We start from the raw sequence: 23,847 nt of genomic DNA on the forward strand, positions 1-23,847 counted from the left end.
CGGTGGCGCGGGCATTCTACAGTGGCAGCCGGGAGAATGAAAAACGCCACCGATTCTCTCGAAAAGGTGGCGTTTTCGTAACTCGTGCAGCCATCAAACCGTGTGCAGATACCAATTGTATTCAAGGTCGGAGATGGAGTGCTCGAACTCCTCCAGCTCACTTTCCTTGCACGCAACGAAGATATCGATGTACTTCGGATCGATGTACTTGGCCATGACTTCGCTGTCGTCCAGCTCGCGCAGTGCATCACGCAGGTTGTTCGGCAAGCTTTGCTCGTTCTGCTCGTAGGAGTTGCCTTCTACGGGCGGACCGGGCTCGATCTGGTTGGTCAGGCCGTGGTGAATGCCTGCCAGCACCGATGCCATCAGCAGATACGGGTTGGCATCCGCACCGGCAACCCGGTGCTCGATACGTACCGAGTCAGCCGTCCCGGTAGGCACGCGCACGGCCACGGTGCGGTTATCCAGACCCCAGCACGGCGAGTTTGGAACGTAGAACTGAGCACCAAACCTGCGGTACGAATTGACGTTCGGGCAAAGGAACGCCATCTGCGCGGGCAGGGTCTCGAGCACACCGCCGATCGCATGACGCAATGCGGCGTTCTGCTCGGGATCCTCGCTGGTGAAGATGTTTTTGCCATCGCGATCAAGGATCGAAATGTGCACGTGCAGGCCGTTACCCGCCTGGCCTGGATACGGCTTGGCCATGAAGGTGGTGTCCATCTCATGGTCGTAGGCGATGTTCTTGATCAGGCGTTTGAGCAGTACCGCGTAATCACAGGCTTTCAGCGCATCTGCAGTGTGGTGCAGGTTCACTTCGAACTGCGCCGGAGCACTTTCCTTGACGATCGCGTCGGCCGGAATGCCTTGCTCTTTTGCACCTTCCAGAATGTCCTGGAGGCAGTCGACGTACTCGTCCAAGTCATCGATCAGGTAGACCTGTGTCGAGTGCGGACGTTTGCCGGAAATCGGCGAACGTGGCGGTTGCGGACGGCCGTTCACGTTTTCCTGATCGATCAGGTAGAACTCAAGCTCGAATGCAGCGCAGATGGTCAGGCCCATCTCGTCGAACTTGCTGACAACCTGGCGCAGCACTTCGCGCGGATCGGCGAAGAAGGGCGTGCCTTCCAGCTCGTGCATGGTCATCAGGAGTTGTGCGGTAGGACGCTTCTGCCAGGGCTCATTGCAGAGAGTGTCGGGGATTGGATAGCAGATTCGGTCAGCGTCACCGATGTCCAGACCCAGACCGGTGCTTTCCACCGTCGAGCCGTTGATATCCAGTGCGAATAGGGAAGCTGGGAGGTTGATGCCTTTTTCGTAAACCTTATGAAGGCTGGTGCGTTCGATGCGCTTGCCGCGCACCACTCCATTCATATCTGCAATCAGAAGGTCAACGTATAGAACCTCAGGATGTTCCTTAAGGAACGCGTTCGCTTCGTTGAGCTGAACGGCACGCGGGGGTACCGACATGATGCAACACCTTTGTTGTTGAAAATATCAATCATCGAGCATTACGGGTTTCAGTCAATCCGAAAGGCCAGACGAAGTCAAGGGAGCCCTGATTTGCCCTAAAAGGGCGCCAAAGAGCTATTTTCGCCGCACTTTAGGGCAAATGTTGTGCGCCGAAGGTCATGCAAACTGCGGGTTTGAGCAGGGCGTGTTTTATTTTTTACGGGTGTGTTGTGGAAAAAAATGAACAACGCTAAGCTCGATTGCAACCCATAACAGCAATAATACCGGGGGTCTCATGCTTCGCCTTCCGCTGATCGGCCTCACCGCCTGCACTCAGCCATTCGGGCACCTGCTTTTTCACATCACATGCTTTCAGTGTAGCGGCCCAGTCAGCGCGCCGGGCACTGCGCATGCCTCTGTGCGGCACCTCGACACCTTACTCTTTATCCGCGCAGCGGTTCCAGCGGGCGCGTCTTTTGCTTCCGCTGACGTATCCGGCCCTGACTTTCCGCGGCATCCGTCGCCGCGCTTTATACACAAGCACGACTATCTTTGAGTCTTCCAGGCAATTGGCGATGCCTGTGGAAAACGAGCAGCACCGTAACGCCAGCGCTTCAAAGAACGCCTGACCGCCATGACGGCGACCAGGAATTAAAACCCTGAGGTATTTATGAGTACCAACCTCGACCAGCTCACCGATTGGTTGAAAGAACACAGGATTACCGAAGTCGAATGCATGATCGCCGACCTCACCGGTATCACACGGGGCAAGATTTCACCGACCAACAAGTTCATTGCTGAAAAGGGCATGCGCTTGCCGGAAAGCGTACTGCTCCAGACCGTGACGGGCGATTACGTCGAAGACGACATCTACTACGAATTGCTGGACCCCGCAGACATCGACATGTTCTGCCGTCCTGACCAGAGCGCGGTGTTTCTGGTGCCCTGGGCCATCGAGCCGACTGCGCAGGTGATTCACGACACCTACGACAAGCAAGGCAACCCCATCGAGCTGTCCCCGCGCAACGTCCTCAAGAAAGTTCTCAAGCTCTACGCTGATCAAGGTTGGCAGCCCATTGTGGCGCCGGAGATGGAGTTCTACCTGACCAAGCGCAGCGACGACCCCGACTACCCGCTGCAGCCACCGGTGGGTCGCTCGGGTCGTCCGGAAACCGGTCGTCAGTCGTTCTCCATCGAAGCCGCCAACGAATTCGACCCGCTCTTCGAAGACGTCTACGACTGGTGCGAACTGCAGAACCTCGACCTGGACACGCTGATTCACGAAGACGGCACCGCGCAGATGGAAATCAACTTCCGTCACGGCGACGCGCTGTCTCTGGCCGACCAGATCCTGGTGTTCAAGCGCACCATGCGCGAAGCCGCGCTCAAGCACGATGTGGCCGCGACCTTCATGGCCAAGCCCATGACCGGCGAGCCCGGCAGCGCGATGCACCTGCACCAGAGCATCATTGACATCGAGACCGGCAAGAACATCTTCTCCAATGAAGACGGCACGATGAGTCAGCTGTTCCTGCAACACATCGGTGGCTTGCAGAAGCTGATCCCCGAGCTATTGCCGCTGTTCGCGCCCAACGTCAACTCGTTCCGCCGCTTCCTGCCGGACACCTCCGCGCCGGTGAACGTGGAGTGGGGCGAAGAAAACCGCACCGTTGGCCTGCGCGTTCCGGATGCCGGCCCGCAGAACCGTCGCGTGGAAAACCGTCTGCCCGGCGCCGATGCCAACCCGTATCTGGCCATCGCCGCCAGCCTGCTGTGCGGTTTCATCGGCATGGTCGAGGGGCTTAACCCCAGCGCCCCCGTCGTCGGCCGTGGTTACGAACGCCGCAACCTGCGCCTGCCGTTGACAATCGAAGACGCGCTGGAGCGCATGGAAAACAGCAAGACGGTCGAAAAGTACCTCGGCAAGAAATTCATCACCGGCTACGTCGCGGTCAAGCGCGCCGAGCACGAGAACTTCAAGCGTGTGATCAGTTCGTGGGAGCGGGAATTCCTGCTCTTTGCCGTCTGACGTACCGGGGCGTCGTCGATTCCAGTGGATCCACGGCGCCCCACACGCGATACCTGACTGGAGTGATTCATGAGTTCCAACAACCCGCAAACCCGCGAATGGCAAGCCCTCAGCAGTGATCATCACTTGGCGCCGTTTAGCGATTTCAAGCAGTTGAAAGAGAAAGGCCCGCGCATCATCACCAACGCCAAGGGCGTTTACCTCTGGGACAGCGAAGGCAACAAGATCCTCGACGGCATGGCCGGGCTCTGGTGTGTCGCCATTGGTTATGGTCGTGAAGAACTGGCGGACGCTGCCAGCAAGCAGATGCGCGAGCTGCCTTACTACAACCTGTTCTTCCAGACCGCTCACCCGCCGGCACTGCAGTTGGCGAAGGCCATTTCCGACATCGCCCCCGAGGGCATGAACCACGTGTTCTTCACCGGTTCCGGCTCAGAAGGCAACGACACGGTGCTGCGCCTGGTTCGCCATTACTGGGCGATCAAAGGCCAGCCGAGCAAGAAAGTCATCATCAGCCGCGTCAACGGTTACCACGGTTCGACCGTCGCCGGCGCCAGCCTGGGCGGCATGACCTACATGCACGAGCAGGGCGATTTGCCGATTCCGGGCATCGTGCACATTCCGCAGCCTTACTGGTTCGGTGAAGGCGGTGACATGACGCCCGACGAATTCGGCGTCTGGGCGGCCGAACAGCTGGAGAAGAAGATTCTCGAACTGGGCGTAGACAACGTCGGCGCGTTCATCGCCGAGCCGATTCAGGGCGCGGGCGGCGTTATCGTTCCGCCCGACACCTACTGGCCGAAGATCAAAGAGATCCTCGCCAAGTACGACATCCTCTTTGTGGCCGACGAAGTGATCTGTGGCTTTGGCCGCACCGGGGAATGGTTCGGCAGCGACTTCTACGACCTCAAGCCGGACCTTATGACCATCGCCAAGGGCCTGACTTCGGGTTACATCCCCATGGGTGGCGTCATCGTGCGCGACGACGTGGTCAAGGTGTTGAACGAGGGCGGCGACTTCAACCACGGCTTCACCTACTCCGGTCACCCGGTGGCGGCGGCAGTGGGCCTGGAGAACATTCGCATTCTGAGTGAAGAAAAGATCGTCGAACGGGTGAAGTCCGAAACGGCACCCTATTTGCAAAAGCGTCTGCGCGAGCTGAGCGATCACCCGCTGGTGGGTGAAGTGCGGGGCGTCGGCATGCTGGGCGCAATCGAACTGGTGAAAGACAAGGCCACTCGCGAGCGTTATGTCGGCAAAGGCGCAGGCATGATTTGCCGCACTTTTTGCTTCAATAACGGCCTGATCATGCGGGCCGTGGGCGACACCATGATTATCTCGCCGCCGCTGGTGATTACCTTCGCCGAGATCGACGAGTTGATCGAAAAGGCGCGCAAGTGCCTGGACCTGACGCTTGAGTCATTGCAAGGCTGAATTTTTTTCCGGAAATTGCCAGACTGTCCGCCGTCTAGACGCCGCTTACATAAAAACACTGGAGCCGTACGCATGAAGAAATTTGGCAAAACCCTCCTGGCCTTGTCCCTCATGGGCGCAGTGGCCGCTGCTGCACACGCCGATGACAAAGTCCTCCACGTCTATAACTGGTCCGATTACATCGCACCGAACACCATCGCCGACTTCGAAAAAGAGTCGGGCATCAAAGTGGTGTACGACGTGTTCGACAGCAACGAGACCCTGGAAGCCAAGCTGCTGGCCGGTAAATCGGGCTACGACGTCGTCGTTCCGTCGAACAACTTCCTGGCCAAGCAGATCAAGGCCGGCGTCTACCAAGAGCTGGACAAGTCCAAGCTGCCAAATTACAAAAACCTCGACCCTGCCTTGTTGAAAGCCGTGTCCATCAGCGACCCGGACAACAAGCACGCATTCCCGTACATGTGGGGCTCGATCGGCATCGGCTACAACGCTGAAAAAGTCAAAGCCGCTTTGGGCGCTGATGCACCGGTCAACTCGTGGGACCTGCTGTTCAAGCCGGAAAACGCTGCCAAGCTGAAAGGCTGCGGGATCAGCTTCCTCGACTCGCCGACCGAAATGCTGCCAGTGGCGCTGCATTACCTGGGCCTGCCGACCGATAGCCAGAAGAAGGAAGACATCCAGAAGGCCGAGGATCTGTTTAAGAAAATTCGTCCTTCGATCACCTACTTCCACTCGTCCAAGTACATCTCGGACCTGGCCAACGGCAACATCTGCGTAGCCGTGGGCTACTCGGGTGACATCTACCAGGCCAAGGCGCGCGCTGAAGAGGCGGGCGGCAAGGTCAAAGTCAGCTACAACATTCCGAAAGAAGGTGCAGGCAGCTTCTACGACATGGTCGCCATCCCGAAAGATGCCGAAAACGTCGAAGGCGCCTACAAGTTCATGAACTTCATCCTGCAACCGAAGGTGATGGCTGAAATCACCAACTCCGTTCACTTCCCGAACGGCAACAAGGCGGCAACCGAGTTCGTCGACAAGGACATCACCTCTGATCCGGGCGTTTACCCGCCGGCAGACGTCCTGGCCAAGTTGTACGCGATCGCCGACTTGCCAGCGGCGACTCAGCGCTTGATGACCCGCAGCTGGACCAACATCAAATCGGGTAAATAAGCCTGACCGGGTGGGGCAAGTGCCCCACCCAAACTGTGGGAGTGAGCTTGCTCGCGAATGCGGTTTGCCTGAGCCGGATGCATGACTGACACACCGCAATCGCGAGCAAGCTCACTCCTACAGGTTTTGCGTCACCCGTCATGACACCCGCGTCACAAAAAGTTTTTTTGCGAGAAGGGTTTATCGAAGGTAAGTTGCGCGCCGGATGGGTCACAGGCAGTCGTTACTGTCATCGGTACGGGCAACAGGCCCACCTACTAAAAAAGGACTGCACACGTGTCTATTTCTTTATTTTCAAAAGGCTTGCTGCTCGGCGCAGGGCTCACGCTCGCCGCCGGTGCCTACGCGGATTCCACCGTTCGCATTTATAACTGGTCCGATTACATCGGCACCACAACGCTGGAGGACTTCACGTCCACCACCGGCATCAAGACCAAATACGACGTCTTCGACTCCAACGAAACCCTGGAAGGCAAGCTGCTGGCCGGCCACACCGGTTATGACGTGGTCGTCCCGTCCAACCACTTCCTCGGCAAACAGATCAAGGCGGGGGCGTTTCAGAAGCTCGACAAATCACAGCTGCCGAATTACTCCAACCTCGACCCCGAACTGCTCAAGCGCCTGGAAAAGAACGACCCGGGCAACCAGTACGCCGTGCCGTATCTGTGGGGCACCAACGGCATCGGCTACAACGTCGACAAGATCAAGGAAGTGCTGGGCGTCGACACCATCGACTCCTGGGCCACGCTGTTCGAGCCCGAGAACATCAAGAAGCTGCAGAAGTGCGGCGTCGCGTTCCTCGACTCGGCTGACGAGATGCTGCCCGCAGTCCTTAACTACATGGGCAAAAACCCGAATAGCACCGACGAGAAAGACTACAAAGCCGCTGAAGCCAAGCTGCTCAAAGTCCGCCCGTACGTGACCTATTTCAACTCGTCCAAATACATCACTGACCTGGCCAACGGCGACATCTGCATCGCAGCCGGTTTCTCCGGTGACGTCTTCCAGGCCAAGGCCCGTGCCGCAGAAGCCGGCAAGGGCGTCAACATCGCTTACTCGATCCCGAAAGAGGGCGGCAATCTGTGGTTCGACATGCTCGCCATCCCGTCGGATGCGCCGGACGTGAAGGCCGCGCACGCGTTCATCAACTACATCCTCAAGCCTGACGTAATCGCCAAGGTCAGTGACCAGGTGGGTTATGCCAACCCGAACCCGGCTTCGGGCGAGCTGATGGATCAGGAAATTCGCAACGACGAGGCGGTTTACCCGTCGAAGGAGATACAGGAGCGCCTGTACGTCAACTCCGAGCTGCCGCCGAAGATCCAGCGCGTCATGACGCGCAGCTGGACGAAGATCAAAACCGGTAAATAAAGACCTTGGCGCCCGACCCCATTGGCCGGGCGCAAAAACAGTTGGGAGTTTCACCCATGGCAGTTGCCTCCGGCGCCTACAAGAAATCCCTTGAGGGTGGTCAGCAACCGAAACAGGTGCTGGTCAAAATCGATCGGGTCACGAAAAAGTTCGATGAGACGATTGCTGTGGACGACGTGTCTCTGCAGATCAACAAGGGTGAAATCTTTGCCCTGCTCGGCGGCTCCGGCTCGGGGAAATCCACCCTGCTGCGCATGCTTGCCGGCTTCGAGCGCCCGACCGAAGGGCGCATTTACCTCGACGGCGTCGACATCACCGATATGCCGCCGTACGAACGTCCGATCAACATGATGTTCCAGTCCTACGCGCTGTTTCCGCACATGACCGTGGCGGACAACATCGCTTTTGGCCTCAAGCAGGACAAGCTGCCCAAGGCCGAAGTCGAGGCCCGCGTGGCCGAGATGCTCAAGCTGGTGCAGATGACCCAGTACGCCAAGCGCAAACCGCACCAATTGTCGGGCGGACAGCGTCAGCGTGTGGCGCTGGCACGTTCGCTGGCGAAGAAGCCGAAGCTGCTGCTGCTCGACGAACCCATGGGCGCACTGGATAAAAAGCTGCGTTCGCAGATGCAACTGGAGCTGGTGGAAATCATCGAGCGTGTTGGCGTGACCTGCGTGATGGTGACCCACGACCAGGAAGAGGCCATGACCATGGCCGAGCGCATTGCGATCATGCACCTGGGCTGGATCGCGCAGATCGGCAGCCCGATCGATATCTACGAGACGCCGACCAGCCGCCTGGTCTGTGAGTTCATCGGCAACGTCAACCTGTTCGACGGCGAAGTCATCGAAGACATGGAAGGCCACGCGCTGATCAGCAGCCCTGAGCTGGAACGCAAAATCTATGTCGGCCACGGCGTTACCACGTCGGTGGAAGACAAGCGTATTACCTACGCGCTGCGTCCTGAAAAGTTGCTGGTGACCACCGAACAGCCGACGTTCGAGCACAACTGGTCGCGGGGCAAAGTTCACGACATCGCCTATCTGGGCGGTCACTCGGTGTTCTACGTGAAACTGCCGTCGGGCAAGCTGGTGCAGTCGTTTGTCGCCAACGCCGAACGTCAGGGCACACGACCGACCTGGGACGATGAAGTCTTCGTCTGGTGGGAAGACGACAGCGGCGTGGTATTGCGCTCATGAAAATCCGAAAAATAAAACGGGCTTTCAATCGAATAAAACCCACCGGGCGCCAAGCCGTTATTGGCGTGCCGTTCCTGTGGCTGTTCCTGTTTTTCGCGCTGCCGTTTCTGATCGTCATCAAGATCAGCTTCGCTGAAGCAGACGTAGCGATTCCGCCGTATACCGAGATCTTCACCTACGTCGAGCAGAAGCTCGACATCGTGCTCAACTTCGCCAACTACGCCCTGCTGACCAGTGACGACCTGTACATCTCGGCGTATCTGGGCTCGTTGAAGATGGCGTTCATCAGCACCGTGCTGTGCCTGTTGATCGGCTATCCGATGGCCTATGGCATCTCCATCGCCCGCAAAGAAATGCAGACGGTGCTGTTGCTGCTGATCATGATGCCGACCTGGACTGCGATCCTGATCCGCGTTTATGCGTGGATGGGCATCCTCAGCAACAACGGTCTGCTCAACGCGTTTCTGATGTGGCTGGGCGTGATCAGCGAGCCATTGCAGATACTCAACACCAACCTCGCGGTGTACATCGGCGTGGTCTATTCGTATCTGCCGTTCATGATCCTGCCGCTGTACGCGAATCTGGTGAAGCACGATCAGAGCCTGCTGGAAGCCGCATCGGACCTGGGTTCGAGCACTTTCAACAGCTTCTGGAAAATCACCGTACCGCTGTCCAAGAACGGTATCATCGCCGGCTGCATGCTGGTGTTCATTCCGGTGGTGGGCGAGTTCGTCATCCCGGAACTGCTGGGCGGCCCCGAAACGCTGATGATCGGTAAAGTGCTGTGGCAGGAATTCTTCAACAACCGTGACTGGCCGGTAGCGTCGTCGCTGGCAGTGGTCATGCTGTTGATCCTCATCGTGCCGATCATTCTGTTCAACCGCAGTCAGGCCAAAGAGCTGGAGGGCAAGGCATGAGAGGCTTCCGATTCTCGAACCTGATGTTGGTGCTGGGCCTGATCTTCATCTACGCGCCCATGGTCATTCTGGTGATTTACTCGTTCAACGCCTCCAAGCTGGTGACGGTCTGGGGCGGCTGGTCGGTGAAGTGGTACGTCGGGCTGCTCGACAATACCCAACTGATGAGCGCGGTCATGCGCTCGCTGGAAATCGCGCTGTATACGTCGATTGCGGCGGTGGCGCTGGGCACCATGGCGGCGTTCGTGCTGACGCGGATCACCCGATTCAAGGGCAAGACCTTCTTCGGCGGTCTGGTCACCGCGCCTCTGGTGATGCCGGAAGTGATCACCGGCCTGTCGCTGTTGCTGCTGTTCGTGGCGATGGCGCAGTTGCTCGGCTGGCCCGAGGAGCGTGGGATCGTCACCATCTGGATCGCTCACACGACGTTCTGTGCGGCGTATGTGGCAGTGGTGGTGTCGGCGCGTCTGCGTGAGCTGGACATGTCCATCGAAGAGGCGGCAATGGACCTGGGTGCGCGGCCGTGGAAGGTGTTCTTCCTGATCACCATCCCGATGATCGCGCCATCGCTGGCGGCGGGGGCGATGATGTCCTTCGCGCTGTCGCTGGACGACCTGGTGCTGGCGAGCTTCGTCTCCGGCCCGGGGTCGACCACCCTGCCGATGGAAGTGTTCTCGGCGGTGCGCTTGGGCGTGAAGCCTGAGATCAACGCGATTGCCAGCCTGATTCTGCTGGCGGTGTCGATTGCGACCTTCCTGGTCTGGTTCTTCAGCCGCCGGGCGGAAAACAACCGCAAACGCGCCATCCAGCAAGCCATCGAAGAAGCCGCGGCAGACGGTTGGAAACAGCCGGACCTGCGTCGTGCAAAGGTGGTCGAGTCGGTTTGATAGTAGGACCGGCTTCAGCCGGGAAGAGGCCAGTGCGTGCGCTATGGATCTGCGGCGTAACGCACTATGCCTTCCCGGCTAAAGCCGGTCCCACAAGTTGAGGCTCCAGCTAGACCCACCGTTCATACGGTTATCGCCCCCGCACCAACCTCAACACCTCTTTGCTGTTCCCCGCCACATCTCCTTCGCTGAACCGCTCCGGCGCGTACTCGCCGTTGACGTAGCGCTGCGCCTGATCGGCGTAGTGCTTGTCGAACAGCACGCCGCTCTGGCCCACCGGGTTGATCCCCAGGGCGTGGGCCGGGTCGGCGAAATCGATGAGGCGGCGCGTCGATGGTCCGTAAGTCACCGGCCACGGCGCGGGGCCCATGCTCGCTGACAGGTTGTTCGGCACCTCATGTGTACCGGGCGCCGCGAACGGCCCGACGTTGAACAGCATGTCCAGCGGCGGTTGTTTGCCCAACGGATGTTCATGGGTCAGCGTGTGCGCCTTGCCCCAGGTCCATTCATCCGGGTTCTGCCCGTACAGCGATTTCAAATGTGAGACCGCTGCGTGCCAGGCGACCTTCACCGTGTTGCCGCGGCTCTCGGGCTCTCGAGAATGGCGATTGTTCCACCACGGCGAATCAGGGTCTGCCGCCAGTCGCGGCAGGGCCAGGTCAATGAGTCGTGTCGACAGCAGCGTCGTGAACATCCCGTCGCTGAGCTCGTCATGGAACACCTGATCGGTCAGATTGAACAGGAACTGATTGAACAGCGTCGCGCCCACCGAATCCACGGAGTACTCCCCGTTCCACGCCGACAGCCGCTCCAGCAAATCGTGCTCTTCCGGCTCACTCACCACACGGCGCAGCACCGGAATCAGCGGCGTCAGAATCTGCGCGGCGTAATCCGTCCGCGTGCCGAGCTGCAGCGCCTTGCTGTTCTCCAGATTCCATTTCACCTTGTCGTCGCTCAACTGGTTATTCAACTGGCGACCGCGCTCGGGAAGATTGTAGTAACCCGGAATCTCCATCCCCGTCGGCGACACCGGCTGGAAGTTCGCCGAGACGATATAACCCCGCGCCGGGTTTTCTTCCTGCGGGTTAGCAGTGAAGGGGTAGAAGCCATTCTTGTCAGCCTGCTCGGAGCTGCCGTCGAGAATGAACGTCGGATTGACCCCCGCAGGCCGCTTCGGCAACTGCGCCGCCGCCCACCAGCCGATATCACCCTTGGCGTTGGCGTAGACGATGTTCAGGCCCGGCGACTGAATCTTCTCGGCGGCGCTGCGCATCTTCTCCAGCGTGTCGGCGCGGTTGGCGTCGTAGAAGCCCTGCAGGATCGGGTTGTCCGACTCGAGAAACGACCACCACATCGCAATTGGCGTGTCGCTCGGCTGTTGCGCCCCATTGGCGCCCAGCGCGTCATTGACGATCGGGCCGTGGGGTGACTGCCGCAAGGTGATCGTGACGGGGGCTTGACCCTTGACGTCGATCTGCTCGGTGCGTGAGGTCATGTCCACCCAGGCGCCGTGGTACCAGACTTGGTTGGGGTTATCGGGGTTGGTCTTTTCACCGATCAGGTCCAGATCATCGTTCTGGAACATGGTCAGGCTCCAGCCGAAATCCAGATTATGGCCGAGCAGCGCGAAGGGGTTGAGCGCCTGAAAATGCCCGTACAGCTCGAAACCCGGCGCGGTCAGCTGGGCTTCGTACCAGACCGCCGGCACCGAGAAACGAATGTGCGGATCACCCGCCAGCAACGGTTTGCCACTCTCGGTGCGGCTGCCGGACACCGCCCAGGCATTGCTGCCCTCGAACTGCGGCAGGCCGGCTTTCTCAAGCGCCTGCTGGCTGAGCAGTGCCAGGTCATTGAGGCCTTTCCAGTCGTTGCTCGTCAATGCAGGGGACTGGCCAAGGCCCCCTTGCGGCCGCCAGCCCATGTCGAAGACTTTCAGATACTCCGGGCCCAGTTGATCCCGCACATAGGTCATCAACGGCTCGGTGCGAAACGCCGCCGCAAAGCTGTAGGCCAGATAACCGCCGACGCTGAGCGTGTCTTGCGCCGTGAACGGCCGCTCGCGAATGCCCAGCACGTCGAACTCGATCGGTTTGGGATGCGTCGCCTGATATTGATTAATGCCGTCCAGATACGCTTGAAGCGCCTTCCACGCCGGCGTGTTCTTGTCCTGGCGCGCCACGTAGGCGTCGGCGTGCTCGCGGATGCGCAGGCTGCGGAACAGCTTGTCGGTGTTGACCAGCTTGGGGCCGAGGACTTCAGCCAGCTCGCCGCGCGCCAGCCTGCGCAGGATTTCCATCTGGAACAGGCGGTCCTGAGCGTGAACATAGCCCAGCGCGCGGTACAAATCGTCTTGGTTGTCGGCACGAATATGCGGCACGCCGCGCTCGTCGTAACGCACGGTGACCGGGGCCTGCAGCCCTGCGAGTTTGATCTCGCCATCGCGGACCGGCTGCTTGCCGTGGATGTACCAGGCGCCCGCGCCCCCGATGAGCACCAACACTGCGACGACGACATAAAGGCTGCGTTTCATCCGGGGGCTCAAATGAGAATCGTGAAGGTTTTGCAGGCTACAGATTTGTCTCGCGACTGGGTAGACGGACCGCCTATGGATTTAGGCCGCGTAACTTGCCACGCCGCAGCGGACAGATGACACTTCCGTGCGGCCGCTTCCCACACACACCCTCATCTGGAATTCCGATGTCTGACACGTTCGATCCCGATCACCTGCGTGCTGAGCTGTTGCCGCTGAGCGTGTCCCAAACGCCATCTGAAGAAGCGCAGGCTTATCAGCGTTTCTACGGCCTGAACGCGCTTGGCCCGAATGGTTTGATCAGCAGCCGAATCGGGCGCTTTGAAGTGGGCGGTTACGACATTGTCACGCAGCTGTGGATGCCCGAACAGCCGGTCGGCACGCTGGTGCTGATGCATGGGTTTTACGATCACATCGGCTTGTATCGTCACGTCATCGACTGGGCATTGGGGCTTGGGCTGGCGGTGATTGCCTGCGACCTGCCGGGCCATGGATTGTCCAGTGGGGCGCGGGCAAGCATTACCGACTTCGCGGAGTATCAGGCGGTGCTGGATCGGCTTTTTGTCGAAGCCGAAAGCCTCAACCTGCCGCAGCCGTGGCACCTGTGTGGGCAAAGCACCGGCGGCGCGATTGTCATCGACCACTTGCTGCATCACGGCGACGCCAGCCCGGTGCAAGGTCAGACCATCTTGCTGGCGCCGCTGGTGCGGCCGCGTGGCTGGGCCTTGTCGAAACTCAGCTATTACCTGCTGCGCGGCTTCGTCAAAGCCATCGACCGGCGCTTCAGCGAAAACTCCAACGCCCCGACCTTTCTGCCGTTCCTGCTAGCGGACCCGTTGCAGCCGCGGCGCCTGCCGACCGTCTGGGTGGGCGCGCTGGCCAAATGGATCGAGCGCATCGAACGCGCGCCCCGCAGCCGCCGCAGCCCGCTCATCGTGCAGGGCGAATCGGACATGACCGTGGACTGGAGACATAATCTGCCAGTGCTCAAGGACAAGTTCGCCGAGCCGCAGATTTTCATGCTGCGCGAAGCGCGGCATCACCTGGTGAACGAGTCACCCGAGCTGCGGGCGCGGTTTTTTGAGTTTCTGACGCAGCGGATGGAGTAGGGCTCGGAGGGCGGGCTTCCCGACTGGAGTCGATCCCACTGATGTTATTTGACAGTCTGCCCGACCGCCAATCCCGCGCGAACGGCGGCCAGTGCGGCCTTGTAATAGGCCTTGCCCTCGTTGGACTCGGCGAAGGTCGCGAACTCGTCCAGCTCCCCGTCCGACAGGTCGCGGTACACGTAAAGCAGCGTGTTGTTCACGTCCTTGCCGATCTGCCCCATGAGGCGCTGACGCTGACTGTCGAGCATCGCCTGGGTCGTGCCGCCGCCCATCAGGCCTGGAATCATTGAACTCAGGCTGTCGGCGGCGACGCCCGCAATCGCCATGCTGACCTCGGCGCCGGCTTCCTTGGCGGGGAGCGCGTTGGCCAGGTGGCCGATGATCAGCAGGCGGTTGTCGTCGGCCTGGATGTGCGGCAGGCCTTGGGCGTTTTTGGCCAGTTGGTCCGGGCGCGTCGCAGTGAGCTCGGCGTTGACGATCTTACGGCCCAGGGGCGACTGGAAAAACTGCAGTGCAGGGTTAGGGTCTTGCAGCGTCTGGCGCAGCATTTGCTCCCCGCGCTGGTCCATCGCCTGGGGCGCGAAACGCTGATTGCTGTTGCTCACCAGGGCGTCGAACACGGCCGGCGGAAGGCTGTTGCGGTAACGCTGCTGAGCGGCTTTCAAGGCATCGACAAAATGAGCGCGTTGTTCCGGCCAGCCGGCGAGCGTGTACAGCTGATCGTGGCCGTCTGCCCAGGCGGGCAAAGTGCAGAACATCAACAGCAGGAAAAACAGACGGCGCATTAGAGACTCCTGTCGGCAGGCCGCCATTCTCGGTGGGGCAGCGGGGATTTGTCGAGTTAACACTTGCCAGACCCCGCTAAAAACCGTGGGTTCGATCAGTGGTCGGGCAAAACCGCCGGGCGTATTCAAACCCGCAAAAATATTCCTCATTCGCCGGACTGCAGGCCCTGTCGGATTAATCGGCGTATGGATACTATGCGCGCCATGCGCATATCCCCTGATCACCCGCTGCTGTTGCGAATCGTCGATGACCTGGCCGAGCGTGGCTGGTCGCAGCAGAACATCTTCCTGCCCGACACTCTGACCCGAGAGCTGGCGCTTGAATGCCGCACGCGTGCCGTTCAGGGCGAGCTCGCACCTGCTGCGGTGGGGCGCGGGCCGGCGCAGGAGGTTCGAGAGGGGATTCGCGGCGATCACATTCAGTGGCTGGAAGCGGGGCAGGCCGAACCGTGCGATCGCTATCTGGATCTGATGGAGAGCCTGCGTCAGGCGCTGAACCGAGGCCTGTTTCTGGGCCTTGAGGACTACGAAAGCCACTTCGCGCTCTATCCGCCAGGGGCCTTCTACCTCAAGCACGTGGACCGTTTTCGCGATGACGACAAACGCATGGTCTCGGCGGTCGTCTACCTCAACGACGGCTGGTTGCCGGAGCACGGCGGCCAGCTGCGGATGTACCTCAAGGACGGTGTCGAGTATGACGTGCAACCCACCGGCGGCTGCCTTGTGGTGTTCCTTTCGGGCGACATGCCCCACGAAGTCATGCCCTCGACCCGCGAGCGCCTGTCGCTGACCGGCTGGTTCAGGCGGCGCGGGAACGAGCCGTTCGAGCTGTAGCAAGCTCACCCCCACAAGTCCTGCAGCAGCCGGAGATTACAAGCCGACCCCGATCCCGTGGGAGTAAGCTTGCTCGCGAAGGCTTACTTTCCGTCTACAGAGAAAGTAGCTGAATGTGCTGGCCTATTCGTGAGCAAGCTCACTCCCACAAGTCCTGCGGTAGCCGGAGATTGCAAGCCGACCCGCGATCCCGTGGGAGCGAGCTTGCTCGCGAAGAGGCCCAGACATCCGCTACATATTGAGCGCCTGAAATGCCGCCTTCGTGAGCAAGCTCACTCCCACATGGACGGTGTTTGCTGCGCAACAGCGGCGTGACGGCTCCTACAGGATTTGTGGTTTCTGCCCGACACCGCTCGGTCCAACATGAAATCTTCTACATCCAGCCACTCGGCGAAATACTTCGCGGCCAACCGCAGCTAAGGTAAAGGTCGTTCCTGAGCGGTTGTCTGTCGGGGTGAAGAGGCTTCGACTCCCGAACCCGCCAGCCGCACATCGATAAAAACGGAGAGATCATGAAGACGTTATTCGCTAGAACTGCCCTTACCGGACTGCTGCTGGGGGCGAGTTTCCTGGCCCAGGCCGCCGACATCCCTCGCACGGCATCCCCTGCAGGCGCCGAGGTTTACATTATCTCGCCGAAGGACGGCGCGACGGTCAATGGCGCCTTCAAGGTGCAGTTCGGCCTTAAGGGCATGGGCGTCGCCCCGGCCGGCGTTGACGTCCCGGACACCGGCCATCACCACCTGCTGATCGACGTCAAGGATCAGCCCGACATGACCGCGCCGCTGCCGACCACCGACAACATCCGTCACTTCGGCAAAGGCCAGACCGAAACCGAATTGAACCTCACGCCGGGCCAGCACACCCTTCAACTGCTGGTCGGCGACAAGAACCACGTGCCGCTGAACCCACCGGTCGAGTCGCAGAAGATCACCATTACGGTGAAATGACTCACCGCAGATGGGTCGTCTCACGTACAGCCCGCGTGATGCGTGATTTGCGCAAAAAAAAGGAGACCCTAAGGTCTCCTTTTTTATCATCTCGAAACCACCGCTTTAGAACAGAACGCGGCTACGAATGGTGCCTTTGATGTGCTGCAGTTTCTCTTGCGCCAGATCGGAGTACTCGGCGTCGACATCGATCACCACGTAACCGACTTTCTCGTTGGTTTGCAGGAACTGACCCGAGATGTTGATGCCGTTTTCAGCGAAGACCTTGTTGATCTCCATCAGCACGCCCGGGATGTTCTCGTGGATGTGCAGCAGACGGTGCTTGCCAGGGTGAGCCGGCAGGGCGACTTCCGGGAAGTTGACGGAAGAAACCGACGTACCGTTGTCGCTGTACTTGACCAGCTTCTCTGCCACTTCCAGACCGATGTTGGCCTGGGCCTCGGCAGTCGAACCGCCGATGTGCGGGGTCAGGATCACGTTGTCCAGGCCGCGCAGCGGGCTTTCGAACACGTCGTCGTTGGAGCGTGGCTCGACCGGGAACACGTCGATGGCCGCGCCGATGAGGTGCTGATCCTTGATCGCGTCAGCCAGGGCGTCGAGTTCGACCACCGTGCCGCGCGCCGCGTTGATCAGGATGGCGCCCTTCTTCATCGTGCGAATTTCTTTCTCGCCGATCATCCACTGGGTTTCGTTGGTTTCCGGAACGTGCAGGGTCACGATGTCGGCCATGCCCAGCAGCTCGTTCAGGCTGGAAACCTGAGTGGCGTTGCCCAGCGGCAGCTTGGTCAGGGTGTCGTAGAAATACACCTGCATGCCCAGGCCTTCAGCCAGGACCGACAGCTGAGTGCCGATCGAGCCGTAGCCGATGATGCCGAGCTTCTTGCCGCGAATTTCGAACGAGTTGGCCGCGCTCTTGATCCAGCCACCGCGGTGGCAGGAAGCATTCTTCTCCGGGATACCGCGCAGCAGCAGGATGGCCTCGGCCAGCACCAGCTCCGCCACCGAACGGGTGTTGGAGTAGGGGGCGTTGAACACAGCGATGCCGCGTTCGCGGGCTGCGTTCAGGTCAACCTGGTTGGTACCGATGCAGAAGCAGCCGACCGCGACCAGTTTCTTGGCGCTGTCGAACAGTTCTTCAGTCAGTTGGGTGCGGGAACGAATACCGATGAAATGAGCGTCGGCAATCTTTTCCTTCAGTTCGGCTTCCGGCAGAGACTTGGTGTGGTACTCGATGCTGGTGTAACCGGCGGCCTTGAGGACGTCGACCGCGGACTGGTGGACGCCTTCGAGAAGAAGGAACTTGATCTTGCTCTTGTCGAGGGAAGTCTTGCTCATCTGCGTAAACCTGTGTCCCGGAGAGAAATGGCAGTAAGTGAAGCGCGCAAATCGGCCGAAAGCTCGATTGGCGGGGGGCGTATGCTAGCATATGCACCCCGCGAAACACCCCATTCCTGGACGTGAGCCGTTCTCAGGATGACCATGAATTGTTCGAGAGTTCTGTTGATGACCCATCCTGCGCTGATAGATGAGCTGAAGACCCTGGTTGAGCCCGGCAAGGTCCTGACCGACGCCGATTCCCTCGAAGCCTACGGCAAGGACTGGACCAAACATTTCGCCCCGGCGCCCACCGCCATCGTCTTTCCCAAGACCACCGAACAGGTGCAGGCCATCGTCCGCTGGGCCAACGAACGCAAGGTGGCGCTGGTCCCGTCGGGCGGCCGCACCGGGTTGTCCGCCGCCGCCGTTGCCGCCAATGGTGAGGTGGTCGTCAACTTCGATTACATGAATCAGGTGCTCGAACTCAACCTGACGGATCGTACTGCCATCTGCCAGCCGGGCGTTGTCACCAAGCAACTGCAGAATCTCGCGGAAGAGAACGGCCTGTATTACCCGGTCGACTTCGCGTCTTCAGGCTCCAGCAATATCGGCGGCAACATCGGCACCAATGCCGGCGGGATCAAAGTGATTCGCTACGGCATGACCCGCAACTGGGTCGCGGGCCTCAAGGTGGTCACCGGCAAGGGCGACCTTCTCGAACTGAACAAAGACCTCATCAAAAACGCCACCGGCTACGACATGCGTCAGCTATTCATTGGCGCCGAAGGCACGCTGGGGTTTGTGGTCGAAGCCACCATGCGCCTGGACCGCGCGCCGAAAAACCTCACCGCGATGGTCCTCGGGACTACTGATTTCAACGCGATCATGCCGGTGCTGCACGCGTTCCAGAGCAAGCTCGACCTGACCGCCTTCGAGTTCTTCTCGGACAAGGCGCTGGCCAAGCTCATGGCGCGCGGTGACGTGCCTTCCCCGTTCGACACCGAATGCCCGTTCTACGCGCTGCTGGAATTCGAAGCGACCACCGAAGAAGTGGCCAACCACGCGCTGGAAACTTTCGAGCACTGTGTCGAGCAAGGCTGGGTGCTGGATGGCGTGATGAGCCAGAGCGAACAGCAACTGCAGAACCTGTGGAAACTGCGCGAATACATTTCTGAGACCATCTCCCACTTCACGCCGTACAAGAACGACATCTCGGTCACCGTTTCGAAGGTCCCGGCGTTTCTCGCTGAAGTGGACGCGATCGTTGGGCAGCATTACCCGGATTTCGAAATCGTCTGGTTCGGTCACATTGGCGACGGCAACCTGCACCTGAACATCCTCAAACCGGAAAACCTGAGCAAGGACGAGTTCTTCGCCAAGTGCGCGACGGTGAACAAGTGGGTGTTCGAGATCGTCCAGAAGTACAACGGCTCGATCTCCGCGGAACACGGCGTCGGCATGACCAAGCGTGACTACCTGCACTACAGCCGGTCGCCGGTGGAAATCGAATACATGAAGGCCGTCAAAGCGGTGTTCGACCCGAACGGCATCATGAACCCTGGCAAAATTTTCGCGGTGTAAGCGGTTTCCCATTACAACAAGTCCTCAGGAGCGCTCATGAGCTATCAGCACAAGTACGTCGACGGCACCAAGGTTCACTTTCCGCTCGGTAAAGTCGTCTGCATCGGCCGCAATTACGCCGAGCACGCGAAGGAGCTGGACAACCCGGTCCCCACCGAGCCGCTGCTGTTCATCAAACCGGGCAGCTGCGTGGTCGGAATCGAGGGTGGCTTCAGCATTCCTCAGGACCGGGGTTCGGTGCACTACGAAGCCGAGATCGTCGTGCTGATCGGCAAGCCGCTGAGCAAGAACCCGAGTCGTGAAGAAGTCCTCGACGCGATTTCCGGCTTCGCCCCGGGCCTGGACCTGACGCTGCGCGACGTGCAGTCGAAGCTGAAAGAGAAAGGCCTGCCTTGGGAAATCGCCAAGTCCTTCGATGGCGCGGCCGTCATCGCGCCGTTCGTATCCGCTGACGCTTACCCCGATCTGACCGACATCGCCATCCGCCTGACCATCAACGGCGAAGTCCGCCAGGACGGCAACAGCAGCCACATGCTCAACCCGATCGTGCCGATGATCCAGCACATGGCCTCGCAGTTCTCGCTGCAGGCCGGTGACCTGATCATGACCGGCACGCCGGCCGGCGTAGGGCCGTTCACTGTTGGCGATGAGATCGTGCTGGAGCTGACCGGCCAGAGCCGCTTCGAAAGCGACGTACGCGGATGACACAGCGTAAAAGCCGTCTGCGTTTCCGTTGGTGGTGGTTGCTCGTTGCAGCGCTGGTGATTTTGGCCGGTCTGTCCCTGGCCTGGCACTGGGACGATCGCGGTTTGTTGTGGCTGCGCGAGCGCAACGTCACGCCGGCCGAGCGCGCAGCGGGCATCTGGCTGCCGGATTACAAGGTCGACATCGACGCCAAGCCGTTGGCCGGCATGGAAAAGGACGAGGCCTCAGACCTGTCTTACGACCCGTCGACCAAAACCCTGTATTCGGTGATGGGCAAAAACCCCTTTCTTTCCGAGATCACCCTGACCGGCGACGTCATTCGCAAGATCCCGCTTCAGGGGTGGGGCAACCCCGAGGGTGTTGCCGTTCTGGGCGACGGGCTGATTGCCATCGTTGATGAGCGTCAGCATCTGATGACCATCGTCCACGTCACGCCCGAAACCAAAACCCTGAACATCGCCGACTTCCCCAAGTACGATCTCGGTCCGTCGAAGGATCAGAACAAAGCCTTCGAAGGCATCGCCTGGGACCCGCGGGATCAGCAGTTCCTGTTTGGCGAAGAGCGTCCGCCGGCGCTGTACAGCTGGAAGGCCGATGGCAGCAGCGAGGTGAGGGGCGAGAAGCGCAAGCTGATCAACGACAACCTGATCGTGCGCAATCTGTCGTCCCTGTACGCGGACCAGAAGACCGGGCATTTGCTGGTGCTGTCCGCCGAGTCGCATATGCTGCTGGAGCTGGACGGCAAGGGAAATCAGGTCAGCTTCATGACCCTGCTGCACGGCTTCAATGGCCTGAGCGAGACGATTCCCCGCGCCGAAGGGGTCGCCATGGACGAGAACGGCACCATTTATATGGTCAGCGAGCCCAACCTGTTTTACACCTTCAAGCGGCAGTGACGCCGGGCCGGTATCGGCCTGATCGTCTGCCCGCTCTCGCTTGAGCTCTGAAAAGCCGAAACGAGATGTCACATGGCTTTCAGTTTGGCTTCAGAATACGGTGCTATTAAAACCGCCCCACTGAAGTCGAGCCCCCTGCATGCGTCGTGTTTCCCCGTTCCAGAGCGTTGTGCTCACGTTACTTGTCCTGTTGCTACTGACCGCGTCGTTCTTCGTGGCGCGCGAGTACCGGGTCATCGAGCGGCTCTGGTTCAACTGGTACGTGTTCTGGCAATCCAGCGACGCCCAGGCGCTGGGGCTCGACGCGTACGACGTCGAGATTGAGGCGCGGGTCATCGACGGCCTGAAGGCTAACGTCTCGGCCCTCAGCTTCGATCCGCAGCGCAAAACCCTCTTCACCGTGACCAACAAAAACCCCGAGTTGGTCGAGTTGAGCCTGGAAGGGCGGATTCTCAGACGAATTCCCCTGACCGGGTTTGGGGACGCCGAAGCGGTCGAGTACATCAGCCCCGGGATTTACGTCATCAGTGACGAGCACAGTCAGCGGCTGATCAAGGTTCACGTGGATGACGACACGACATTCCTCGACGCGGCCGATGCCGAGCAGCTGACGCTTGGCATCGACGCCGGCGGCAACAACGGTTTTGAAGGCCTGGCCTACGATAATCAGGGCCGTCGGCTGTTCGTCGCCAAAGAGCGGCGGCCGGTGCAGATTATTGAGGTGCGCGGCTTTCCTGACGCCGGAACCCATTCCCCAAACATCCTGGAAGTGACGTCCAGCAAGCAGCGGGATGCGGGCCTGTTCGTGCGCGACCTGTCCAGCCTGCAATTCGATGAGCGAAGCGGGCACTTGCTGGCGCTGTCGGATGAGTCGCGGCAGATTCTCGAACTGGACACCGAGGGCAAGCCGGTCGCCAACGTGTCACTGACCAAAGGCAGCATGGGCCTGAGCAAAAGCGTGCCCCAGGCCGAAGGCATCGCCATGGGGGACGACGGCACCTTGTACGTCGTGAGCGAGCCGAACCTGTTTTATGTGTTCAAGAAGCGCTAATCCGGCCGGATCTGGCGAGGATCGAGCGAGCGACGAATAACTTGTGGGAGCGAGCTTGCTCTGGGCCGCATCCGGACGAAGGGGTGGTACATCCGCTGAATTTTCAGCGGCTGCACTGCAGCCTTCGTGAGCAAGCTCACTCCCACAGTGACGAGCACGGCAGGGTTATCTCGGTGGTCGGGAAGTCCTCTTCAACCGGATCAACCTTGCCCCGCAACCATTAGCGCTTAAGGGTTTTCACGCCTTCCTGGGTACCCAGCAGCAGCAAATCCGCCGGGCGCGCGGCGAACAGGCCGTTGGTGACAACGCCGACGATGTTATTGATCTGCGCTTCCAGTTGCGCCGGATTGGTGATGTTCATGTTGTGCACATCGAGGATGATATTGCCGTTGTCCGTCAGCACGCCTTCGCGGTAAACCGGGTCGCCGCCCAGCTTTACCAGTTCGCGGGCTACGTGGCTGCGGGCCATCGGGATCACTTCGACCGGCAGAGGAAATGCGCCCAGCACCGGCACCATCTTGCTGGCATCCGCGATACAGATGAAAGTTTTGGCCACGGCGGCCACGATCTTCTCGCGGGTCAGGGCTGCGCCGCCGCCTTTGATCAGGTTCAGGTGCTCGTCGCTTTCATCGGCGCCGTCGACGTAAAACTCCAGATCGCTGACCGTGTTCAGCTCATACACCGGAATCCCGTGACCCTTGAGGCGCGCGGCCGTTGCGTCGGAGCTTGCGACTGCGCCGTCGAACGCGCCTTTGTGCAGGGCCAGTGCGTCGATGAAGCAGTTGGCGGTAGAGCCGGTGCCCACGCCCACGACGCTTTTGTCGTCGAGCTTCGGAAGGATGAAATCGACGGCGGCCTGGGCAACGGCCTGTTTGAGTTGATCCTGGGTCATGCGAGGTGGGCTCCGGTTACAGGGAATAGCGATAGGTCCGAGGGCCGGCAGTATAACGACATGCCGTCGTCAAAGCCTGAGTCTTGATGTGGTCGTGCGCCGGGGCGAGGGGTAGACTTCCGGGTCTTGCCCCTTCGCCAGCGATTCTTCCCCGATGCTCGAGCACTACGTCAAAAAAATCCTCAATTCCCGTGTGTACGACGTTGCCGTGGAAACCCCGCTGCACGCCGCCCGCCAGCTGTCTGCGCGCCTCGGCAATAACGTGCTGCTCAAGCGCGAAGACCTGCAGCCGGTGTACTCCTTCAAGATTCGCGGCGCCTACAACAAGCTGGCGCAGTTGAGCCCGGAAGAACTGGCGCGGGGCGTGGTGACGGCGTCGGCGGGCAATCACGCCCAAGGCCTGGCGCTGGCGGCGAAGACGCTGAACGTGTCGGCGACCATCGTGATGCCGAAGACCACCCCGGAGATCAAGGTCGAGGGCGTGCGCTCCCGGGGCGGAAAAGTCGTACTCCATGGCGACTCCTTTCCCGAAGCGCTGGCGTATTCGCTGAAGCTGGTCGAGGAACACGGCTACGTCTATGTCCACCCGTATGACGACCCTGACACCATTGCCGGGCAAGGCACGGTGGCAATGGAAATCCTGCGTCAGCATCAGGGCCCACTGGACGCGATCTTCGTCCCGGTCGGTGGCGGCGGGCTGATTGCCGGCATCGCGGCGTACGTGAAATACCTGCGCCC

The 23,847-nt window shown here is 60.1% G+C and carries 20 protein-coding genes; 15 read left to right on the forward strand and 5 right to left on the reverse strand.

Features of this window, described 5'->3' with window-relative positions; translation table 11 throughout:
* Positions 1-93 precede the first annotated feature (93 nt).
* A complete protein-coding gene (locus tag AC07RO_RS19220; RefSeq protein ID WP_065987362.1) occupies positions 94-1,470 on the reverse strand; it encodes a glutamine synthetase family protein in 1,377 nt (458 codons plus the stop codon).
* A gap of 652 nt (positions 1,471-2,122) precedes the next feature.
* Between AC07RO_RS19220 and AC07RO_RS19225 the strand changes: the two genes are divergently transcribed.
* The 7 genes from AC07RO_RS19225 to AC07RO_RS19255 all read left to right on the forward strand — a co-directional run bounded on the left by AC07RO_RS19225 (position 2,123) and on the right by AC07RO_RS19255 (position 10,459).
* Positions 2,123-3,481: a glutamine synthetase family protein gene (locus AC07RO_RS19225; RefSeq protein WP_037016227.1), complete on the forward strand. Its 1,359-nt coding sequence runs from the start codon at positions 2,123-2,125 to the stop codon at positions 3,479-3,481.
* A gap of 69 nt (positions 3,482-3,550) precedes the next feature.
* The gene (locus AC07RO_RS19230) at positions 3,551-4,915 is read left to right on the forward strand and encodes an aspartate aminotransferase family protein (protein WP_346627999.1); all 1,365 of its coding nucleotides are present in this window, start codon (positions 3,551-3,553) and stop codon (positions 4,913-4,915) included.
* A gap of 72 nt (positions 4,916-4,987) precedes the next feature.
* On the forward strand, positions 4,988-6,085 hold the full coding sequence (locus AC07RO_RS19235) for a polyamine ABC transporter substrate-binding protein (RefSeq protein ID WP_192171271.1): 1,098 nt from the start codon (positions 4,988-4,990) through the stop codon (positions 6,083-6,085).
* Between the two features lie 276 nt (positions 6,086-6,361).
* Positions 6,362-7,456: a polyamine ABC transporter substrate-binding protein gene (locus AC07RO_RS19240; protein WP_192171270.1), complete on the forward strand. Its 1,095-nt coding sequence runs from the start codon at positions 6,362-6,364 to the stop codon at positions 7,454-7,456.
* A gap of 56 nt (positions 7,457-7,512) precedes the next feature.
* Entirely contained in the window at positions 7,513-8,655 is a 1,143-nt protein-coding gene (gene potA / locus AC07RO_RS19245; protein WP_282369842.1) for a polyamine ABC transporter ATP-binding protein, read from the forward strand.
* Complete coding sequence (locus tag AC07RO_RS19250; RefSeq protein ID WP_037016213.1) at positions 8,652-9,572, forward strand: ABC transporter permease subunit; 921 nt, start codon at positions 8,652-8,654, stop codon at positions 9,570-9,572. The genes potA and AC07RO_RS19250 overlap by 4 nt, the downstream gene beginning before the upstream one ends.
* Positions 9,569-10,459 carry an ABC transporter permease subunit gene (locus tag AC07RO_RS19255; protein ID WP_122622881.1) on the forward strand — a complete coding sequence of 297 codons (891 nt, stop codon included), beginning with the start codon at positions 9,569-9,571 and terminating at the stop codon, positions 10,457-10,459. The genes AC07RO_RS19250 and AC07RO_RS19255 overlap by 4 nt, the downstream gene beginning before the upstream one ends.
* Positions 10,460-10,589: 130 nt before the next feature.
* Here AC07RO_RS19255 and AC07RO_RS19260 read toward each other — a convergent pair whose 3' ends face one another.
* Positions 10,590-12,989: a penicillin acylase family protein gene (locus AC07RO_RS19260; protein WP_495086825.1), complete on the reverse strand. Its 2,400-nt coding sequence runs from the start codon at positions 12,987-12,989 to the stop codon at positions 10,590-10,592.
* A gap of 167 nt (positions 12,990-13,156) precedes the next feature.
* Between AC07RO_RS19260 and bipL the strand changes: the two genes are divergently transcribed.
* Positions 13,157-14,098 (forward strand): phospholipase BipL, encoded by a 942-nt coding sequence (bipL, locus tag AC07RO_RS19265; RefSeq protein WP_495086826.1) that lies wholly within the window; start codon positions 13,157-13,159, stop codon positions 14,096-14,098.
* Between the two features lie 44 nt (positions 14,099-14,142).
* Here the strand turns inward: bipL and AC07RO_RS19270 are convergent, their stop codons facing one another.
* Positions 14,143-14,883, reverse strand: a complete 741-nt coding sequence (locus AC07RO_RS19270) for a DUF2059 domain-containing protein (protein ID WP_065987353.1) — start codon at positions 14,881-14,883, stop codon at positions 14,143-14,145.
* A gap of 195 nt (positions 14,884-15,078) precedes the next feature.
* Here AC07RO_RS19270 and AC07RO_RS19275 point away from each other — a divergent pair, with 195 nt between their 5' ends.
* Both AC07RO_RS19275 and AC07RO_RS19280 read left to right on the forward strand, forming a co-directional pair.
* Positions 15,079-15,717: a 2OG-Fe(II) oxygenase gene (locus tag AC07RO_RS19275; RefSeq protein WP_065987352.1), complete on the forward strand. Its 639-nt coding sequence runs from the start codon at positions 15,079-15,081 to the stop codon at positions 15,715-15,717.
* 512 nt (positions 15,718-16,229) lie between these two features.
* Positions 16,230-16,667, forward strand: coding sequence for a DUF4399 domain-containing protein (locus AC07RO_RS19280; RefSeq protein ID WP_282369831.1), 438 nt, complete (start codon positions 16,230-16,232; stop codon positions 16,665-16,667).
* Between the two features lie 105 nt (positions 16,668-16,772).
* On the opposite strand, the gene serA is transcribed toward AC07RO_RS19280, so the two are convergent.
* The gene (serA, locus tag AC07RO_RS19285; protein ID WP_192171263.1) at positions 16,773-18,002 is read right to left on the reverse strand and encodes a phosphoglycerate dehydrogenase; all 1,230 of its coding nucleotides are present in this window, start codon (positions 18,000-18,002) and stop codon (positions 16,773-16,775) included.
* 168 nt (positions 18,003-18,170) lie between these two features.
* Between serA and AC07RO_RS19290 the strand changes: the two genes are divergently transcribed.
* From AC07RO_RS19290 to AC07RO_RS19305, 4 genes are all read left to right on the forward strand, one after another.
* On the forward strand, positions 18,171-19,565 hold the full coding sequence (locus tag AC07RO_RS19290) for an FAD-binding oxidoreductase (protein WP_495086830.1): 1,395 nt from the start codon (positions 18,171-18,173) through the stop codon (positions 19,563-19,565).
* Positions 19,566-19,601: 36 nt separating this feature from the next.
* Positions 19,602-20,270 carry a fumarylacetoacetate hydrolase family protein gene (locus AC07RO_RS19295; RefSeq protein WP_065987348.1) on the forward strand — a complete coding sequence of 223 codons (669 nt, stop codon included), beginning with the start codon at positions 19,602-19,604 and terminating at the stop codon, positions 20,268-20,270.
* Complete coding sequence (locus tag AC07RO_RS19300) at positions 20,267-21,166, forward strand: SdiA-regulated domain-containing protein (protein WP_282369827.1); 900 nt, start codon at positions 20,267-20,269, stop codon at positions 21,164-21,166. Before AC07RO_RS19295 ends, AC07RO_RS19300 begins: the two co-directional genes overlap by 4 nt.
* Positions 21,167-21,305: 139 nt before the next feature.
* On the forward strand, positions 21,306-22,217 hold the full coding sequence (locus tag AC07RO_RS19305) for an SdiA-regulated domain-containing protein (protein WP_192171261.1): 912 nt from the start codon (positions 21,306-21,308) through the stop codon (positions 22,215-22,217).
* Between the two features lie 220 nt (positions 22,218-22,437).
* On the opposite strand, the gene rpiA is transcribed toward AC07RO_RS19305, so the two are convergent.
* Positions 22,438-23,109, reverse strand: coding sequence for a ribose-5-phosphate isomerase RpiA (gene rpiA, locus AC07RO_RS19310; RefSeq protein ID WP_495086827.1), 672 nt, complete (start codon positions 23,107-23,109; stop codon positions 22,438-22,440).
* Positions 23,110-23,263: 154 nt separating this feature from the next.
* Between rpiA and AC07RO_RS19315 the strand changes: the two genes are divergently transcribed.
* On the forward strand, positions 23,264-23,847 hold a 584-nt coding region (locus tag AC07RO_RS19315), incomplete at its 3' end, for a pyridoxal-phosphate dependent enzyme (RefSeq protein ID WP_495086828.1).

Source organism: Pseudomonas sp. GW821-FHT07F05 (genome assembly GCF_059418765.1).

Excerpts from the sequence above, each read along its gene's own strand:
- AC07RO_RS19220 (WP_065987362.1), bottom strand. The coding sequence starts at position 1,470 with ATGTCGGTACCCCCGCGTGCCGTTCAGCTCAACGAAGCGAACGCGTTC.
- AC07RO_RS19225 (WP_037016227.1), top strand. The coding sequence starts at position 2,123 with ATGAGTACCAACCTCGACCAGCTCACCGATTGGTTGAAAGAACACAGG.
- AC07RO_RS19230 (WP_346627999.1), top strand. The coding sequence starts at position 3,551 with ATGAGTTCCAACAACCCGCAAACCCGCGAATGGCAAGCCCTCAGCAGT.
- AC07RO_RS19235 (WP_192171271.1), top strand. The coding sequence starts at position 4,988 with ATGAAGAAATTTGGCAAAACCCTCCTGGCCTTGTCCCTCATGGGCGCA.
- potA (WP_282369842.1), top strand. The coding sequence starts at position 7,513 with ATGGCAGTTGCCTCCGGCGCCTACAAGAAATCCCTTGAGGGTGGTCAG.
- AC07RO_RS19250 (WP_037016213.1), top strand. The coding sequence starts at position 8,652 with ATGAAAATCCGAAAAATAAAACGGGCTTTCAATCGAATAAAACCCACC.
- AC07RO_RS19255 (WP_122622881.1), top strand. The coding sequence starts at position 9,569 with ATGAGAGGCTTCCGATTCTCGAACCTGATGTTGGTGCTGGGCCTGATC.
- AC07RO_RS19260 (WP_495086825.1), bottom strand. The coding sequence starts at position 12,989 with ATGAAACGCAGCCTTTATGTCGTCGTCGCAGTGTTGGTGCTCATCGGG.
- bipL (WP_495086826.1), top strand. The coding sequence starts at position 13,157 with ATGTCTGACACGTTCGATCCCGATCACCTGCGTGCTGAGCTGTTGCCG.
- AC07RO_RS19270 (WP_065987353.1), bottom strand. The coding sequence starts at position 14,883 with ATGCGCCGTCTGTTTTTCCTGCTGTTGATGTTCTGCACTTTGCCCGCC.
- AC07RO_RS19275 (WP_065987352.1), top strand. The coding sequence starts at position 15,079 with ATGCGCGCCATGCGCATATCCCCTGATCACCCGCTGCTGTTGCGAATC.
- AC07RO_RS19280 (WP_282369831.1), top strand. The coding sequence starts at position 16,230 with ATGAAGACGTTATTCGCTAGAACTGCCCTTACCGGACTGCTGCTGGGG.
- serA (WP_192171263.1), bottom strand. The coding sequence starts at position 18,002 with ATGAGCAAGACTTCCCTCGACAAGAGCAAGATCAAGTTCCTTCTTCTC.
- AC07RO_RS19290 (WP_495086830.1), top strand. The coding sequence starts at position 18,171 with ATGACCCATCCTGCGCTGATAGATGAGCTGAAGACCCTGGTTGAGCCC.
- AC07RO_RS19295 (WP_065987348.1), top strand. The coding sequence starts at position 19,602 with ATGAGCTATCAGCACAAGTACGTCGACGGCACCAAGGTTCACTTTCCG.
- AC07RO_RS19300 (WP_282369827.1), top strand. The coding sequence starts at position 20,267 with ATGACACAGCGTAAAAGCCGTCTGCGTTTCCGTTGGTGGTGGTTGCTC.
- AC07RO_RS19305 (WP_192171261.1), top strand. The coding sequence starts at position 21,306 with ATGCGTCGTGTTTCCCCGTTCCAGAGCGTTGTGCTCACGTTACTTGTC.
- rpiA (WP_495086827.1), bottom strand. The coding sequence starts at position 23,109 with ATGACCCAGGATCAACTCAAACAGGCCGTTGCCCAGGCCGCCGTCGAT.